General features: G+C 61.1%; 17 protein-coding genes. 1 reads left to right on the forward strand and 16 read right to left on the reverse strand.

What is annotated here, in order from left to right:
- Positions 1–73 precede the first annotated feature (73 nt).
- The 10 genes from J3Q04_RS21410 to J3Q04_RS21455 all read right to left on the reverse strand — a co-directional run bounded on the left by J3Q04_RS21410 (position 74) and on the right by J3Q04_RS21455 (position 8,085).
- Complete coding sequence (locus J3Q04_RS21410) at positions 74–163, reverse strand: DUF6124 family protein (RefSeq protein WP_434635658.1); 90 nt, start codon at positions 161–163, stop codon at positions 74–76.
- Positions 139–267, reverse strand: a complete 129-nt coding sequence (locus J3Q04_RS21415; protein ID WP_434609496.1) for a hypothetical protein — start codon at positions 265–267, stop codon at positions 139–141. The genes J3Q04_RS21410 and J3Q04_RS21415 overlap by 25 nt, the downstream gene beginning before the upstream one ends.
- Positions 268–743: 476 nt before the next feature.
- Positions 744–1,112, reverse strand: a complete 369-nt coding sequence (locus J3Q04_RS21420; RefSeq protein ID WP_434611705.1) for a hypothetical protein — start codon at positions 1,110–1,112, stop codon at positions 744–746.
- A gap of 189 nt (positions 1,113–1,301) precedes the next feature.
- On the reverse strand, positions 1,302–2,402 hold the full coding sequence (gene thiO, locus J3Q04_RS21425; protein ID WP_434609494.1) for a glycine oxidase ThiO: 1,101 nt from the start codon (positions 2,400–2,402) through the stop codon (positions 1,302–1,304).
- Between the two features lie 56 nt (positions 2,403–2,458).
- Positions 2,459–2,863 carry a type IV pilin protein gene (locus J3Q04_RS21430; protein WP_420767634.1) on the reverse strand — a complete coding sequence of 135 codons (405 nt, stop codon included), beginning with the start codon at positions 2,861–2,863 and terminating at the stop codon, positions 2,459–2,461.
- 10 nt (positions 2,864–2,873) lie between these two features.
- Positions 2,874–5,966, reverse strand: a complete 3,093-nt coding sequence (locus J3Q04_RS21435) for a pilus assembly protein (protein ID WP_434609492.1) — start codon at positions 5,964–5,966, stop codon at positions 2,874–2,876.
- A complete protein-coding gene (locus tag J3Q04_RS21440) occupies positions 5,953–6,447 on the reverse strand; it encodes a pilus assembly PilX family protein (protein ID WP_420767636.1) in 495 nt (164 codons plus the stop codon). The genes J3Q04_RS21435 and J3Q04_RS21440 overlap by 14 nt, the downstream gene beginning before the upstream one ends.
- Positions 6,444–7,157 carry a PilW family protein gene (locus J3Q04_RS21445; protein WP_420767637.1) on the reverse strand — a complete coding sequence of 238 codons (714 nt, stop codon included), beginning with the start codon at positions 7,155–7,157 and terminating at the stop codon, positions 6,444–6,446. Before J3Q04_RS21445 ends, J3Q04_RS21440 begins: the two co-directional genes overlap by 4 nt.
- On the reverse strand, positions 7,154–7,615 hold the full coding sequence (gene pilV, locus J3Q04_RS21450) for a type IV pilus modification protein PilV (protein ID WP_434609489.1): 462 nt from the start codon (positions 7,613–7,615) through the stop codon (positions 7,154–7,156). Before pilV ends, J3Q04_RS21445 begins: the two co-directional genes overlap by 4 nt.
- On the reverse strand, positions 7,612–8,085 hold the full coding sequence (locus tag J3Q04_RS21455; RefSeq protein WP_420767639.1) for a GspH/FimT family pseudopilin: 474 nt from the start codon (positions 8,083–8,085) through the stop codon (positions 7,612–7,614). Before J3Q04_RS21455 ends, pilV begins: the two co-directional genes overlap by 4 nt.
- 140 nt (positions 8,086–8,225) lie before the next feature.
- Here J3Q04_RS21455 and J3Q04_RS21460 point away from each other — a divergent pair, with 140 nt between their 5' ends.
- On the forward strand, positions 8,226–8,765 hold the full coding sequence (locus J3Q04_RS21460) for a GspH/FimT family pseudopilin (RefSeq protein WP_434611514.1): 540 nt from the start codon (positions 8,226–8,228) through the stop codon (positions 8,763–8,765).
- On the opposite strand, the gene ispH is transcribed toward J3Q04_RS21460, so the two are convergent.
- The 6 genes from ispH to murJ all read right to left on the reverse strand — a co-directional run bounded on the left by ispH (position 8,719) and on the right by murJ (position 16,188).
- Complete coding sequence (gene ispH, locus J3Q04_RS21465; protein WP_420767641.1) at positions 8,719–9,666, reverse strand: 4-hydroxy-3-methylbut-2-enyl diphosphate reductase; 948 nt, start codon at positions 9,664–9,666, stop codon at positions 8,719–8,721. The genes J3Q04_RS21460 and ispH overlap by 47 nt on opposite strands.
- Positions 9,667–9,801: 135 nt before the next feature.
- The gene (gene fkpB / locus J3Q04_RS21470) at positions 9,802–10,239 is read right to left on the reverse strand and encodes an FKBP-type peptidyl-prolyl cis-trans isomerase (protein WP_420767642.1); all 438 of its coding nucleotides are present in this window, start codon (positions 10,237–10,239) and stop codon (positions 9,802–9,804) included.
- A complete protein-coding gene (gene lspA / locus J3Q04_RS21475; RefSeq protein WP_420767643.1) occupies positions 10,232–10,744 on the reverse strand; it encodes a signal peptidase II in 513 nt (170 codons plus the stop codon). Before lspA ends, fkpB begins: the two co-directional genes overlap by 8 nt.
- The gene (gene ileS, locus J3Q04_RS21480; protein ID WP_420767644.1) at positions 10,737–13,568 is read right to left on the reverse strand and encodes an isoleucine--tRNA ligase; all 2,832 of its coding nucleotides are present in this window, start codon (positions 13,566–13,568) and stop codon (positions 10,737–10,739) included. Before ileS ends, lspA begins: the two co-directional genes overlap by 8 nt.
- Before the next feature lie 13 nt (positions 13,569–13,581).
- Positions 13,582–14,520, reverse strand: coding sequence for a bifunctional riboflavin kinase/FAD synthetase (gene ribF, locus J3Q04_RS21485; protein ID WP_420767645.1), 939 nt, complete (start codon positions 14,518–14,520; stop codon positions 13,582–13,584).
- Between the two features lie 129 nt (positions 14,521–14,649).
- Positions 14,650–16,188 carry a murein biosynthesis integral membrane protein MurJ gene (gene murJ, locus J3Q04_RS21490; RefSeq protein ID WP_420767646.1) on the reverse strand — a complete coding sequence of 513 codons (1,539 nt, stop codon included), beginning with the start codon at positions 16,186–16,188 and terminating at the stop codon, positions 14,650–14,652.
- Between the last annotated feature and the right edge of the window lie 15 nt (positions 16,189–16,203).

The following is a 16,203-nucleotide window of genomic DNA, read 5'->3' on the forward strand; positions in this document are numbered from 1 at the left end:
TTGGGGCTGCTGCGCTGCCCAGCGGGAGCAAGCTCCCTCGCCACATGGGTTGTGATTACCGCAGAGGCGCCGTCTACCGCCCGGTCACCGGTACCTGCTCGTCCAGCACTCGATTGGCGACCAATTCACCCAGTTCAATCAGTTGCTGTACGCCCAGGGCGATTTGTCGATGGTGCGCTTGGTGGCTTCATCGAGCCCTTCTGGGTTAAGGCTGGCGTCAGGAGAGGCTTTATTGTTTTCTGAAGGTGAAGAAGGCTTGTCATACATTGCGGTACTCCAAAGAGGAATGGATTACCAAGTTAGCGGGCCGCGACGCCCGGACGCTGAATTGGCAGCGACGGGAATAGGTTAGCGAGAGTTCTTCCCATCCGGCAACCGCCAGACCTTGTCGGATAATTCGGCTTGATTGAGGACGCTGTCCGACCACTCCCACAAATTTTGGCCGGTTGTTTAGGCCTCCATCGCTGGTGTGTATATCCGTTTCTGCGGTAACGGCTGCTGGCGGTTCCGCCCTTACGGCGGGTCACTTTTTTTCAAACGCCAAAAAAGTAACCAAAAAGGCTTGCCCCACCACTCGGCACCTCGCCTAGGCGAGATGTTCCCTCACTCCGGCATTGCTCCGTGGGCCCGCCGCGAAGGGCCATCCATGGCCCAGCGCGGCTATCCCGGCATCCATGCCGGGATGCCCACTACACAATGCCTGCGTTCGGCCAGCGTGGTTTAACGGGGCGTATAGATCAAAATCAAAAGCAGAGCAACAGCAACAGCAACAGCAATAGCAACAGCAACAGCAACAGCAACAGCGGACGGGCCAACATTAGCTCGGAAAGTTTACAGATTCGTAGCCCCCCCTGTGGGAGCGGGCTTGCTCGCGATGGCGGTGGGTCAGCTTGCATCAACGCTGAATGTGCCGCCGTCTTCGCGAGCAGGCTCGCTCCCTCAATTGAACCAAGTCGGCTAAAAGGCCGCCTCGCTTTGCTCTTGCTCTTGCTCTTGCTCTTGCTTTGGATCTTGATCTTGATCTGGAACGCCCCGTTAACCACGCTGGCCGAACGCAGGCGTTGAGCAGTGGGCATCCCGGCATGGATGCCGGGATAGCCGCGCCGGGCCATGGATGGCCCTTCGCGGCGGCCCACGGAGCAATGCCGGAGTGAGGGCACACCGAGCCTAGGCGAGGTGCCGAGTGGTGGGGCGAAGCCTTTTTTGCTTACTTTTTTTGGCGTCTGAAAAAAAGTGAGCCGCCGTAAGGGCGGAACCGCCAGCGGCCGTTACCGCAGCAACGGATATGTACACCACCACAACTACAACCGCCCAGCCGGCGCATAAGGCACAGGATCAACCACCGGCTCGCGCCCCAACATCAAATCCACAAACAACCGACACGAAGCCGGCGCCAGCACCAGCCCATTGCGATAATGCCCACAGTTCAACCAAAGCCCCGCAAACCCTGGCACTTCGCCAATATAGGGAATCCCTTTCGGCGACCCAGGCCGCAACCCCGCCCAGTGCCCAACCACCTCGGCATCGGCAAGCTCAGGAATAAGCGCCACCGCCGAAGCCTTGAGGCTCTCCAGCGCGGCATCGGTCGGCGTCTTGTCAAAGCCCTCACGCTCCAGCGTACTGCCAACCAAGATGTGCCCATCACGACGTGGAATCGCGTAGCGCCCCTTGGCCAGGACCATGCTCGACAAAAAATCCTCCGCGCATTTGTACAGGATCATCTGCCCCTTCACCGGTTCGACCGGTAACTTCAAGCCCAATGTCTTGAGCAGCTCGCCACTCCAGGCGCCAGCCGCCAATACCACTTGATCGCCGCGAATCGCTCCAGCCGAGCTGTCCACTCCCACCACGCGCTCACCGTCGCGTATGAATCCCCGGACTTCGCAGTACTCATGGAGCGTGACGTTGGGCAGCGCTGCCAACGCGGCCTTGAGGGATTTCACCAGCCGGGGATTACGCACGTTAGCCACGTCGGCCATGTAGATCGCCCGGGAAAACCCTGAGCCCAGCACCGGCACGGCGTCGTGAACCGCCGAGATATCCACGGCGCGCAACGGACGCCCTTCCCGCTCGGCCCAGGCCAGCGCTTCGTCCTGGTCATCGAGGTCCAGCCAATACAGCCCGGTGACATGCACCTGTGGATCAATCCCGGTGGCGGCAAACAAGCGCTCGCCCAGCTGTGGATAAAAATCCTGTGACCAATGGGCCAGCGCGGTGACCGCCGGGCTATAACGCCACGGGTACAACGGCGAAACGATACCGCCACCCGCCCAGGATGACTCCTGCCCAACGCCGGAGCGATCCAGCAGCACGACGCGCTGCCCCTCGCAGGCCAGATTGAATGCGGTCAGCAGGCCAATCACCCCACCGCCGACGATCACCACTTGCTGTTGCCTGGTCATGTTCTGTTTCGACTCATTAGACAAAGGGCGCAACGCCGCGCCCATCAATAGAAAACTCAGCGGCCCCAACAGTCCTTGACGGTCACCCCGGCAGCGGCGTTCGCGATGTCCCGCTTGCCCGTGTTGTTGATCGTGAAATCACCGCACTTGTCCGCGGCCATGGACGAGCCGCTCCTGCGCGCGGCCGTCAACGTGAAGGTCTGGTCCGTCAAGGTCGTAGGGATAATGGTGTAGAAGTCATTCCCAGTGCTCAGGCCGGTCGCGTTGGAATAGACGTTGTTCTTCGAGTAGTGACGCTCGAGGATCTGCGCCTGCTCCGACAGCAGCGAGGCAATCTCGGTACGCCGGGCCTTTTTAATGTATTCGGTCAGACTCGGGTAGCCGATGGTTATCACGATACCGATGATCGCGATGACAATCATGATTTCGATCAAGGTAAAACCTCGGTTGGATCTGTGCATGCCTTGCCTCTCACTGTATTTGTCGCCACATGATGCGGCGGCTGCCGCCGACGGCTTTGCCCAGCAGATCGGTGATACCACCACCGGAGTCGTTCACGATCATATTAGTAGCCCCGTTGGCACTGACCACCGCGCTTAGGGTCGGGATCCCGCCCGTGAACACCACGCCGGCGGAAATCGTGTCGAGGCTGTTGAGCGAACCATCGTTATTGGTATCGAGTACCGCATAGTTGAGCATCTTACCGTTGAACGCATCCACTTCGATCAATTTGCCGGTACCGAAGCTGGCGCATGGGTCGGTGGTGTCCACGGCGGCCGTGGTGAAAACAACGCGACCAAGTACCAGGTTGGCCGGATTGATGACACGCTCGCCGGTGACCGCATTGTTGTATGTCAGCGGCAGATACCAGCCTTTCTTCGTGGGATAGGCCACGTCGGTCTCGCTGGTCGTTATGAACTGCCCCGTAGCGCCGGAAAAGATACCCGTGATTGACTGGGCTTGCAGGCTCGAGACGGTGATCTGCCCCGTGCCGCCAGTGGCGTCCCAGATTGAATAGAACCCCTGCAGATCCTTGTTGAGCTTGTCCACGGACTCGTTGAATTTGCCCGTGCCGAAAAACACCTGAATGCCGCCCTGGGGGTTTTCCGCCAGCAAAGGTTGGGCGGTAATCGGCTGGGTCGTCCCGCCGGGGGCGGTGAACAATGGCTGACCGGCGAATGCCAGGCCCCAGGTGTTCGGTGAGGTACCACTGAGGTCGAACTTCCACATCCGCCCTCTCAGGTCACCGCCATAGGCGGCCTGAACCACATTCTGGGAATTGACCCGAAGCTTGACCGACGACAGCCCGTTATTGGTTTCGCTGCTGTTGACGATGATTTTCCGGATCAGCGAACCGTCGCGAATATCCACCACGTACAGCGCGGCCACACCGGTGTTGCTGCCGTAACCATTGGAGATAAACGCGGCCCAACGGCCATCCGCCAACCGCGCCACTTCGGGGCGTGCGTAGGCGTAGCCCAGGTCATTGAAGGGGTGCGCTGTGTTGGCGACCGTCGGCGCGCTGATTTCCCACAACGCCCGAATCGCGTTGCCCGCCGATGCATCGAACAGTTGCACCGCATAAAACGCCCGGCCACCCGCGCCGGTTCCGCCCAGGGCAAGGGTTTTCCAGACGGAGCCCAGTTGTGCATCAAAAACGCCGAGCTGCCCATCCACCAGGAATTTGTGGCTTACGCCGTTGACGTAGCTGGGGTCGGCGATGAGCTGCAACGACGGGAGGACGCTCGATGGCATGTAAGCGTAACGCCGGGTGCCGTTCGTACTGTTGATGACGCTGAAGAAACCATCGTTGGCGTTCACCACCAGGCTGGCGTTCATGTTCGCCGCCTTGGTCGTCAGGTAGGCGCTGTAGCTGGTGTCATTCACCAGGTCGGAGGCGGTCTGGTCGTTGGGCGAAGCCAGCAGCAGCGGTGAATTGATGATGTCCCCGAGCAAGGCGCTGCGCGCTTTCAGCCCGGTCTTGTTGATGCCCTTGCTCCATTCCACCAAATCGTTTCCGGTGACCCCTGTAGGCAGGCCCTGGCTCAGGCTGGTCTGCTGAGCCGGGGAGAAGTTCCCGTAGGCCAGGGGTACCGGCACGTTGGTGGCGGTGTTCCAGGACTGATAGATCGGCGCCGTCGCGCCGGGCACGATAGCGGTGTCGGTGGTCCATTGAACCGCCGCCGTGTTGACCGTCCCGGTGGAGTTGAAACCGAACGCCTTGATGGTCCCGCGCCAATCCCTGGGGTCATAGGTGGTCTGGTAGTAACTGGAGGTGCTTGAGAGCGTGGCGCCATTGCTGATGCCGCCGCCTCCCGAACCGGCCTTGGAGGTGATGTCGCTGAGGGCCGATGACAGCGCCGAGTTCAAGCCCTCGCTGTCGGTGGCCGGATAATATTTGCCCGCACCATAGCGAGCGGCGTCGGAAAGCATCTGGTTAGTAACGGCAAACCCTACGGTATAAGTGTTGAGGTACTGCCGGCGAAACTCGGCCCCATCCCAGCTCTTGCCCGTGACATCGGTGCCTGTGGTGCGCATGTCAATGTCGAAGGCGAACTTGGCGATGTCATCCAGATAAAGCGTGTCGCCCTCCGCATCGCCGCTGGAGCTGGCACCATCGTTGGCACTGATGCCATCCCAGTTCGGCAAGCGGTTGCCCCCTAGGGGGTCGTTGGTTGGAAACGTGCGGTCATAGGTGGGCAGGCCATCCGTGATCACCACGCCAAAGTTCTTCTGGCATCGGTATTGGATCGGGCTGGTATAGGTGCTGGGTGTACCGTTGTAATACGGCGCCATGCCTCGGAAATAGCGGGTGACTTCGTAATAACTTTCGGCCAAAGGCGTGTTGGCAACGGCGCCCAAGCCGTTGATGGCGTTGATCAAGGCGCTGTAGTTATTGTTGGCCTGGGCCTGGGTCACGCTGCCACTGACTGAAGAAAGATCGCTGATGGCCCGGGCAATGTAGCCGCCCGGGCCGGAGTTGCTGCTGTTGGGCGGGTTGAAGGTGGCAAGGCCAATGCGCAGGGCGCGGTTGTTGGCGACCAGGTCGGTCGAGACATCCCGTGCAACGTTGATGCGATAATCGTTGGGAATCGTCCCCGTGGTGAAGTCCCGGCTGGCACCGTTGGCCAGGGTTACCAGATAGGCCAGGTACTTCCCCGCGTAACGGGTATTACCCCCGCCCACCGGATCTGGCAGTCGCAGGCAGATTCGCCCGATGCCGGTCCGATAGAAGCCGTACCAGCCAGACAAGCAGCCGCCCCGCAACAGGCTCACCAACAGAATGTTCGAATCGTCCTGATCCAGCTCATACCTGTCGTTGCAGTTGTTACTGGAGTTACATGCAAAGGTGCGCGTCTGCGTCGCCGCCGGATCAAAGCCGGCGGCCCAGATGATGTTGTTCATGCTCCCGGAATCATCGATCAGCAGCATCACGTTGGGCGTCACCGCCGCCGCGCTCAACAGAGGCGACTCCGAAGGCGTGAAGCCATAGACCGGCGCCGCCAGGTAAAGGCTGAGCAACGCCCCCCACAACGAACCGAGCAGCGCCCTAATACTTCGCATAGATGCTCTCCACCACGCTGCGCTGATTGTTGCCCACTACAGCCACCGCAGTGATCCGATACAACGTCGCCGAGGTATTGACCGGCACGTTGACTGCCGCAAGGGTCGTGCCGATATTCTGCACGCCATAAAAGCCGCCCGCGGCGGCCACCCAGAGCACCCCCGACGACGAATTACGCCCAGCCCCTGTCACCGTCGCCGACTCGGCCGGTGGAGCACATTGTGCCGGGGTGCTACAGACCGGCAATGAATACGTCTCGACCTGCACAGCGCTTTCCCCCACCCTCAGCGCAGCCTCGGCCAGTTGGAACGACTGGTTGCGCTGCATGACGCTGCCGGTCATTTTTTCCTGAAGCGTGGCGCTCTGCATCGACGACAGGCCGATCAGCGTCAATAGCAGCAAAAAAACCAGGCTGACCAGCAATGCCATGCCGCGCTGGCGATGTCCGAGGCCTGTCGAAGTCATCGGTCGCTCCCTCATGGCAGCCGGTTGCGCAAGGCGGCAACCACGTTGAAGGTCTGGTCGCGCACGCTGTTCCTCGGATCGAACAGCGTCAGTGTCAAGCGCACGCTGCGAATCAGCGCCGGGTCGGTCGGGTTGGCGCTGTAGTTGGTGGCCGCGATATCCGTCGCACTGTCGGCCACGCCAAAGGTCACGTCGAACGCCCGCACGTTGTCCACCAGCACCGCCATGGTCGGGTTGCCGCGGCCACTGCCCAGGAGCAGTTGATTGTTGCTGAAACCGTAGATCAAACGACGAATCGGAAAAGCCAATTGTCCGCTCGCCGGTAGTCGCGCCCCGGTGTAGGCGGTCGCCGTGTTACGGCAGTCGGAAATGATCGTCCAGGCCGGCGTGCCGCCGCTGTTGCCGATGTCGGCCGTCACCAGGGTCAACCTTCGGTTGGCGTTGTCCCAGCGAATCGGGGTGAGCTGGCTGGCGGCGAAATCATTGTTCGAAGAGGCATCGGTGATGGTCGCCAGGCAGCCAAACATGCCCACCATGCGAATCTCCTGGATCATCTTGCTCAAGGCAAACCGTGCGTCCTCCTGCATCACCGCCGCAGCGTTCTGGCTGACATAGGTGTTCTTGGCCGAGATGAAAATCTGCACGACGCCCAACACCACGACCAGGCTGATCACCAGCGCGATCATCAATTCAATCAGGCCGAATCCCCGGTTGCTTCTATTCATGGTGGCGTCGCCACCGGGTCGACGGCGACACGGCTGGTCAATACGAAGCTACGCCTGGCCTGCGCTGTGTTTGTCGTGTTGGCGGCCCGGGCATCGTCCCAGGAAACAGTGATGGTGTAGACACGCTGATTCAGCGCGACAGTGCCCGTGGCCGTGGCGCCGCCGAAGGCGACGATGTTGGTCTTGAAGTCGTACAAGTCCTGGTCCCGGGCCACGCTGAGATTGGGTGAGCTGGGCGGCGTGATGGTGTAGTCGGCGGCTGAATTGGCGCGGATACGGTCCATCAGGTCGTAGGCGATGAAGCTGGCCTGGCTGGTCATGCGCGAGCTGTCGGTGTACTTGAGCGCATTGAGCTGGACCATCGCCGCCCCCAACAGGCCCACGCCAAGGATCAGCACCGCCACCAGCACCTCGATCAGCGTCATGCCCTCCTGTGCCCGTCTACTGCAACCCTTCATCCGCAACTTCCATCCAATACAATTCGTCCATTGAGGCAAACACTGAGCGTCCTGCTCTGCGCCCCCCGTACGTAACTGAAACTCACCGGCGTGGCCGGTGCCGATAATCCGCCCAGGTTGTTGAAATCGATACTGGTCACATCTGAGGTTAGCGTCAGAGTCACGCCGCTGCCCATCGCTGGAACAACCCGCAATACATTGGCCGGATTGCCGGTGCTGTCATACACGGTCAACTCACCACTCCAGGCTCCACCCTGCGTGGTGGGACGAATTCGCGTGGTAATGCCACGATTGATCGCTTCCATTCGCGCGAAGTTCAAGGCACGGCGCAAGTCGCCGATCTCGGTATCGGCCTTGCTGCTTTGCAGCGACCCGGTGAACGACGGCACCGCCATGGTGATCAGGATCAACAGCACACCGAGGGCCACCAGCAGCTCGATCAGCGTGAAACCTTTTGTACGAAGATCCATCGATGCCCTCCGTTGCCGTCGGCTATACCTGCTTCTACACGCTAGAACAAACCACCGCTTGTGGCGAGGGAGCTTGCTCCCTCGTCACAACATGCTTCCTGCCAATCGCGCCGCTTCATACTCTCCAGGGAGGAGACGTCATGTACCAACAAGGCTTCAGCCTGCTCGAACTGCTCATGGGACTGGCAATTGCCGCGATTGTTCTGCCATGGGCCGGCACAAGCTGCAAAGAGCTGATCGAATCCATGCAGCGCGAGGACACGGCGCATTTGCTGCTCAGCGGGTTGCGCAGCGCCCGCAGCGAAGCCATCACGCGCAACCGCCGGGTGCTGATACAAGGAATAGACAACGATTGGGGCAAAGGCTGGCGGATCACGCTGGACAACAAGGAGAAAACCTTGCTGATGGAGCGCAGCGCACACGCTCGGGTGATCGGCAACTCGACGGTCAAACGCAGGGTGAGATTCGGCAGCCAGGGGGAAGCGCTGCACCTCAATGGCTCTTTCCAGGCCGGCACGCTGCATGTCTGCGCCAAGCGCGAACCGGTCAGCCATCACCAGGTGATATTGGCGCCCTCCGGCCGCGTCCGTCTGGAAAGTATCGAAGCCGAACAGGCCCTGTGCGCAAAAGGACTTAAAGCAGGGAGCGGACGCGCAGTTCCTTCGGCATCGAAAACGTAATGTTTTCCTCGCGACCGGCCAGCTCGTCAGCCCCGGTGGCGCCCCAGGCCTGCAACTGCTCGATTACGCCACGTACCAGGACTTCCGGCGCGGAAGCGCCGGCGGTGATGCCGATCCGCTCGACGCCGTCGAACCAGCTGCGCTGCATGTCTTCGGCACCATCGATCAGGTAGGCCGGGGTGGACATGCGCTCGGCCAGTTCGCGCAAGCGATTGGAGTTGGAGCTGTTCGGGCTGCCGACCACCAGGACCACATCGCATTCGTTGGCCAGTTGCTTGACCGCGTCCTGACGGTTTTGGGTCGCGTAGCAGATGTCATCCTTGCGCGGTCCGCCGATAGCCGGAAAGCGCGAACGCAAAGCATCGATCACCCGACTGGTGTCGTCCATGGACAGAGTGGTCTGGGTGACAAAAGCGAGCTTTTCAGGATTGCGCACCTGCAAGGCCGCCACGTCTTCCTCGTCCTCGACCAGATAGATGGCGCCGCCGTTGCTGGCGTCATACTGGCCCATGGTGCCTTCAACTTCCGGATGGCCCTCATGCCCGATCAGGATGCATTCACGGCCGTCACGACTGTAGCGGGCCACCTCGATGTGAACCTTGGTGACCAATGGGCATGTGGCGTCGAACACCTTCAGGCCGCGACCGGCGGCTTCGGTACGCACCGCCTGGGAAACGCCGTGGGCACTGAAGATCACGATGACGTCGTCCGGCACCTGGTCCAGTTCCTCGACGAAAATGGCCCCGCGACTGCGCAGGTCCTCGACGACGAACTTGTTGTGCACCACTTCATGGCGCACGTAGATCGGAGGCCCGAAGACTTCCAGGGCGCGGTTGACGATTTCGATCGCCCGGTCCACGCCAGCGCAGAAGCCACGGGGGTTGGCGAGTTTGATTTGCATGCTGTGCCTCGTGTCTGTGGGAGCGAGCCTGCTCGCGATACGGTGGATCAGTCAACTCGATGGCGACTGTGACTCAGCTTTCGCGAGCAGGCTCGCTCCCACAGGTATTGTGGGGGCGATAATTGCCGTTAAACCTTAAACCGCCTTGACCTCAAGAATTTCCACTTCGAAACTCAAGGTCTTGCCCGCCAATGGATGGTTGAAGTCCACCGTCACCTGGGCATCGTCGAAAGCCTTCACCACACCCGGCAGCTCGGCGTTGGCCGCATCGTTGAAAATCACCAGCAAGCCCTCGGACAGTTCCATGTCCTGGAATTGCGAGCGTGGCATGGTCTGCACGTTTTGCGGGTTGGGCTGACCAAAGGCATTTTCCGGTGGAACGACCACGGTGCGCTTGTCGCCGGCCTTGAAACCGAAGAGCGCCGCCTCGAAGCCCGGCAGCAGGTTGCCGTCGCCGACCTTGAACACCGCCGGCGCCTTGTCGAAAGTGCTGTCGACCGTGTCGCCGTTTTCCAGGTGCAGGGCGAAGTGAAGCTTCACTTCGGTGTTTTGAGCGATACGCTGCTCAGTCATGGACGGCTTCTCCGGTTTTCTTGCTCTTGAACATATCCAGGGCGAGCATCACGGCGCCCACGCTGATGGCGCTGTCGGCAAAGTTGAACGCGGGGAAGTACCAGCGATTCTGCCAATGCACCAGGATGAAATCGACGACGTGGCCCAAGGCAATCCGATCGTAGAGATTGCCCAGCGCCCCACCCAGGACCAAGGCCAGCGCCACCGCCAGCCAGGTTTCGTCACGCCCCAGGCGCTTGAGCCAGACCACCAGCACGGCGCTGACCACCACGGCGATCAGCGCGAACAGCCAGCGCTGCCAGCCCGAGCTGTCGGCCAGGAAGCTGAACGCTGCACCGGTGTTGTAGGCCAGGGTCCAGCTGAAGTAGTCAGGAATGACCACGATCTGCTGGTACAGGGTCAACGAACCCTCGAAGTAGTACTTGCTGGCCTGGTCGATCACCAGCACCAGCACGCTCAACCAGAGCCAGCCCAGCCGCCCGAAACGGCCCGCCACGTTAGGCATAGTGGCGAACCTCGCCTGTGCCGCTGATGTTGTCGACGCAACGACCGCAGATTTCCGGATGCTCCGGGTTCACGCCGACGTCTTCACGGCAATGCCAGCAACGGGCGCATTTGACGAAGCTCGACTTGACCACCTTGAGCTTCAGGCCACTCACTTCGGTGACCACAGCATCGGCCGGCGCCTGCGCCAACGGCGCGACACTGGCGGTGGAGGTGATCAGCACGAAGCGCAGCTCGTTGCCCAGCTTGGCCAGGTCGGCGCCCAGGGCGTCTTCGGTGTAGAGCGTCACTTCGGCCTGCAGGTTGCCGCCGACGGCCTTGGCCGCCCGCTGAATTTCCATTTCCTTGTTGACCGCTGCCTTGACCGCCATCACTCGATCCCAGTACGCACGGTCCAGCTCGAAGCCTTGCGGCAGTTCGGTCAGGCCTTCGTACCAGGTGTTGAGCATCACCGACTCATTGCGCTCGCCCGGCAGGTATTCCCACAGCTCATCGGCGGTGAACGCCAGGATCGGCGCGATCCAGCGCACCAGCGCTTCGCTGATGTGGAACAGCGCGGTCTGGCAGGAACGGCGCGCCTTGCTGTTGGCGCCGGTGGTGTACTGGCGATCCTTGATGATGTCGAGGTAGAAACCACCGAGCTCCTGCACGCAGAAGTTGTGGATCTTGGAGTAGACGTTCCAGAAACGGTATTCGCCGTAGTGTTCCTGCAATTCACGTTGCAGCAGCAAGGTACGGTCCACGGCCCAGCGATCCAGGGCGAGCATGTCTTCGGCCGGTAACAGGTCGGTGGCCGGGTTGAAGCCGGTCAGGTTCGAGAGCAGGAAACGCGCGGTGTTACGGATTCGCCGGTAGGCGTCGGCGCTGCGTTGCAGGATCTGCTCGGAAACCGCCATCTCGCCGGAGTAATCGGTGGACGCAACCCACAAGCGCATGATGTCAGCGCCGAGGGTGTCGTTGACTTTCTGCGGCGCGATCACGTTGCCCAGGGACTTGGACATCTTGCGGCCGGACTCGTCGACGGTGAAGCCGTGGGTCAGCAGCTCGCGGTACGGCGCGTGGTTGTCGATGGCGCAACCGGTCAGCAAGGACGAGTGGAACCAGCCGCGATGCTGGTCCGAACCTTCCAGGTACAGGTCGGCGCGCGGGCCGGTCTCGTGGCCCATCGGGTGTGAACCGCGCAGCACGTGCCAGTGGGTGGTGCCGGAGTCGAACCAGACGTCCAGGGTGTCGCTGATCTTGTCGTACAGCGGCGCTTCGTCGCCCAGCAGCTCGGCGGCGTCCAGCTTGAACCAGGCTTCGATGCCTTCGGCTTCGACGCGCTGGGCAACTTGTTCCATCAGCTCGACAGTACGCGGGTGCAGCTCGCCGCTTTCCTTGTTCAGGAAGAACGGAATCGGCACGCCCCAGTTGCGCTGGCGAGAGATGCACCAGTCCGGACGGTTGGCGATCATCGAGTGCAGGCGCGCCTGGCCCCAGGCCGGCACGAACTGGGTCTCTTCGATAGCCTTGAGCGAACGCTGGCGCAGGGTGTCGCCGCTGGTGGGCTGCTTGTCCATGCCGATGAACCACTGTGCCGTGGCACGGTAGATCAGCGGGGTCTTGTGGCGCCAGCAGTGCATGTAGCTGTGTTCGATGACGGTGGTGTGCAGCAGCGCGCCGACTTCGGTCAGCTTGTCGACGATGGCCGGGTTCGCTTTCCAGATGAACTGGCCGCCGAAGAATTCCAGCGACGGCACGTACACGCCATTGCTCTGCACCGGGTTGAGGATGTCATCGTTGACCATGCCGTATTTCTTGCAGGTCACGAAGTCGTCAACGCCATAGGCCGGCGCGGAGTGAACCACGCCGGTGCCCGCGCCCAGTTCCACGTAGTCGGCCAGGTACACCGGCGACAGACGGTCGTAGAACGGATGGCGGAAATTGATCAGTTCCAACGCCGAACCTGGCGCGGTGGCAACCACCGAACCTTCGAGGCCGTAACGGGCCAGGCAGGATTCGACCAGCTCTTCGGCCAACACCAGCAGCTTGTCACCGACATCGACCAGGGCGTAGTTGAATTCCGGGTGGACGTTCAGCGCCTGGTTGGCCGGGATGGTCCACGGGGTGGTGGTCCAGATCACGATAGCCGCCGGCTTGGCCAGCTTGCCCAGGCCGAACGCGGCGGCGAGCTTGTCTTCATCGGCGATCGGGAATGCGACATCGATGGTCGAGGACTTCTTGTTTTCGTACTCGACTTCCGCCTCGGCCAGGGCCGAACCGCAATCGAAGCACCAGTTCACGGGCTTGAGGCCCTTGAACACGAAGCCACCCTCGACGATTTTCGCCAAGGCACGGATTTCGCCGGCTTCGTTCGCAAAGTTCATGGTCTTGTACGGGTTGGCGAAGTCGCCCAACACGCCGAGGCGGATGAATTCGGATTTCTGCCCTTCGATCTGCTCGGTGGCATAGGCACGGCACAGCTCGCGGGTCTTGTCCGCGCCCAGGTTCTTGCCGTGGGTCACCTCGACCTTGTGCTCGATCGGCAGGCCGTGGCAGTCCCAGCCCGGGACATACGGCGCGTCAAAACCCGACAGGGTCTTGGAGCGGATGATCATGTCCTTGAGAATCTTGTTCAGCGCGTGACCGATGTGGATGGTGCCGTTGGCGTACGGAGGGCCGTCGTGCAGGACGAACTTCGGACGATCCTTGCCAATTTCGCGCAACTTTCCGTACAGGCCAATGCTGTCCCAACGCTGCAGAATCTGTGGTTCGCGCTGAGGCAGGCCGGCCTTCATTGGGAAGGCGGTGTCCGGAAGGTTTAGCGTAGCTTTATAGTCGGTCATTTAAGGCTCTTCATTAGCGATTGGCGCTGGTTGCGACAAGGGCACGGGCGGCGGCGATATCTGCATGGATCGCCGTCTTGAGCGCCTCCAGAGAGGCAAAACGCTGCTCTTCACGCAGCTTCTGGTGGAAAACCACCGTCAAACGCCGGTCATACAGATCGCCGGCAAAATCCAGAATGTGTACTTCGAGATGGGCCTTGCCATCTCCCTGGACCGTCGGCCGTACACCGATATTGGCGACGCCGGGCCAGGTCTTGCCATCGATGTCGACACTCACCAGGAACACCCCGGTGAGCGGCACACGACGGCGCTTGAGCTGCACATTGGCCGTTGGCGTGCCTAATTGACGCGCCAGTTTCTGCCCATGCAGGATCCGCCCGGCAATCCGGTACGGCCGGCCGAGCAAGCGCTCGGCCAATTCGAAGTCGGCGGCCGCCAAGGCGTTGCGGACCTGGGTGCTGCTGACGCGCAAACCGTCCATCTCGACGGTCTGCGCCGCTTCAACCGTGAAGCCCTGGGCGATACCTGCCTGTTGCAGGTAATCAAAATCTCCGGACCGATCACAGCCAAAACGGAAGTCATCGCCGACTTCCAAGTGTTTCACATCGAGACCATCCACCAGGATGGTATCGACGAATTCGGCGGCACTGAGTTTGCTCAGGCGCTGGTTGAAGGCCAGGCACAGGACCCGGTCGACGCCTTCGGCGGCCAGCAGCTGCAGCTTGTCCCGCAGCCGCGCCAAGCGGGCCGGAGCGGTGTCCGGGGCGAAAAACTCCCTGGGCTGCGGCTCGAAGATCACCACGCAGCTGGGCAGGCCCAATTCCAGCGCACGCTCGCGCAGCCGCGCCAGGATAGCCTGGTGACCACGGTGGACACCGTCGAAGTTGCCAATGGTGGCGACACAGCCCCGATGGCGGGGACGCAGGTTGTGAAGGCCTCGAACCAGCTGCATAACGCGCTTCTTGCTCATAAAGTGGCCGATTATAACCACACCCGGCGGTCGGTGACAGGCAACACCGTAACCCAAAGTGATCGAACCGACAAAACCGCCGTCGGGCCCGTGATCATACAGAGCAGGTGCTCAGTTCAAGGCTTTGCGATTGAAGTCGCGCAAACGGAACCCCATCAGCAGCAACATGCCGAAATACGCCACCACGCCCGCCACGACCAACACGCCCAGGCGCAGGAAACGCTCGAGCATCTGCCCTTCGCCCCAAGCCGGCATGAAGTGCATCCCGGCCAACAATACCGCCGACATCACCGCCACGGCGACCAGCAGCTTGAGGCCGAACTTGCCCCAGCCCGGCAGCGGTTGATACATCTTCTGTTTGCGCAGTTGATAGAACAGCAGCCCGGCGTTGAGGCAGGCCCCTGCACTGATTGCCAAGGCCAGGCCGGCATGGGCCAGGGGACCGATGAGCAGCAGGTTGAACAGTTGGGTCATCACCAGCGTGAAGACCGCGATCTTGACCGGCGTGCGGATGTTCTGCTGGGCATAGAAACCTGGCGCAAGGACCTTGATCACGATGATCCCGAGCAGCCCCACCGAATAAGCAATCAGTGCCCGCTGCGTCATCAGGGCATCAAATGCATTGAATTGACCGTACTGGAACAAGGAAACGGTCAGCGGCTCGGCGAGGATCCCCAACGCCAGCGCGCAAGGCAGGACCAGCACGAAGCACAGGCGCAGGCCCCAATCGAGGATCCGCGAGTACTCATGGCGATCCTGGCTGGCGTAGGTCTTGGCCAGGGTCGGCAGCAGAATCGTGCCCAGCGCCACGCCCAGCACGCCGGACGGCAACTCCATCAAGCGGTCGGCGTAGTACATCCACGACACCGAGCCAGCCACCAGAAACGAGGCAAAAATGGTGTTGATGATCAGCGAGATCTGACTCACCGAGACACCGAGAATCGCCGGCAGCATCTGCTTCATGACGCGCCACACGCCGCTGTCGCGCAGGTTCAGCCGCGGCAGCACCAGCATGCCGATCCTCTTCAGGTGCGGCAGTTGATAGAGCAACTGCGCCAGGCCACCCACCAATACCGCCCAACCCAGGGCCATTACCGGTGGATCGAAATACGGCGTCAGGAACAACGCAAACACGATCATGCTGACATTGAGCAGCGTCGGCACGAAGGCCGGCACCGAAAAGCGGTTCCAGGTATTGAGGATCGCCCCGGCCAGCGACGACAGGGAGATCAGCAATATATAAGGAAAGGTCACCCGCAACAGATCCGAGGTGAGCTGGAACTTTTCCGGCGTGTCGGTGAACCCTGGCGCGGTGGCCCAGATCACCCAAGGCGCGGCGAGCATGCCGGCGGCCGTGACAAGTGCCAACACCAGCGTCAGCAACCCCGTTACATAGGCGATGAAGGTGCGGGTCGCCTCGTCGCCCTTCTGGCTTTTATATTCCGCCAGGATCGGCACGAAGGCCTGGGAAAAAGCCCCTTCGGCAAAGATTCGCCGCAGCAGGTTGGGCAATTTGAACGCAATGAAGAAGGCGTCGGTGGCCATTCCGGCACCGAATATCCGGGCGATCAGCGTATCGCGAACGAACCCCAGGACACGGGAAAGCATCGTGATAGAGCTGACGGCAGCCAACGATTTAAGCAGATTCATGAAAAGAGTTTTTGC

Source organism: Pseudomonas sp. D4-21, from assembly GCF_051132125.1.
GTDB lineage: Bacteria > Pseudomonadota > Gammaproteobacteria > Pseudomonadales > Pseudomonadaceae > Aquipseudomonas.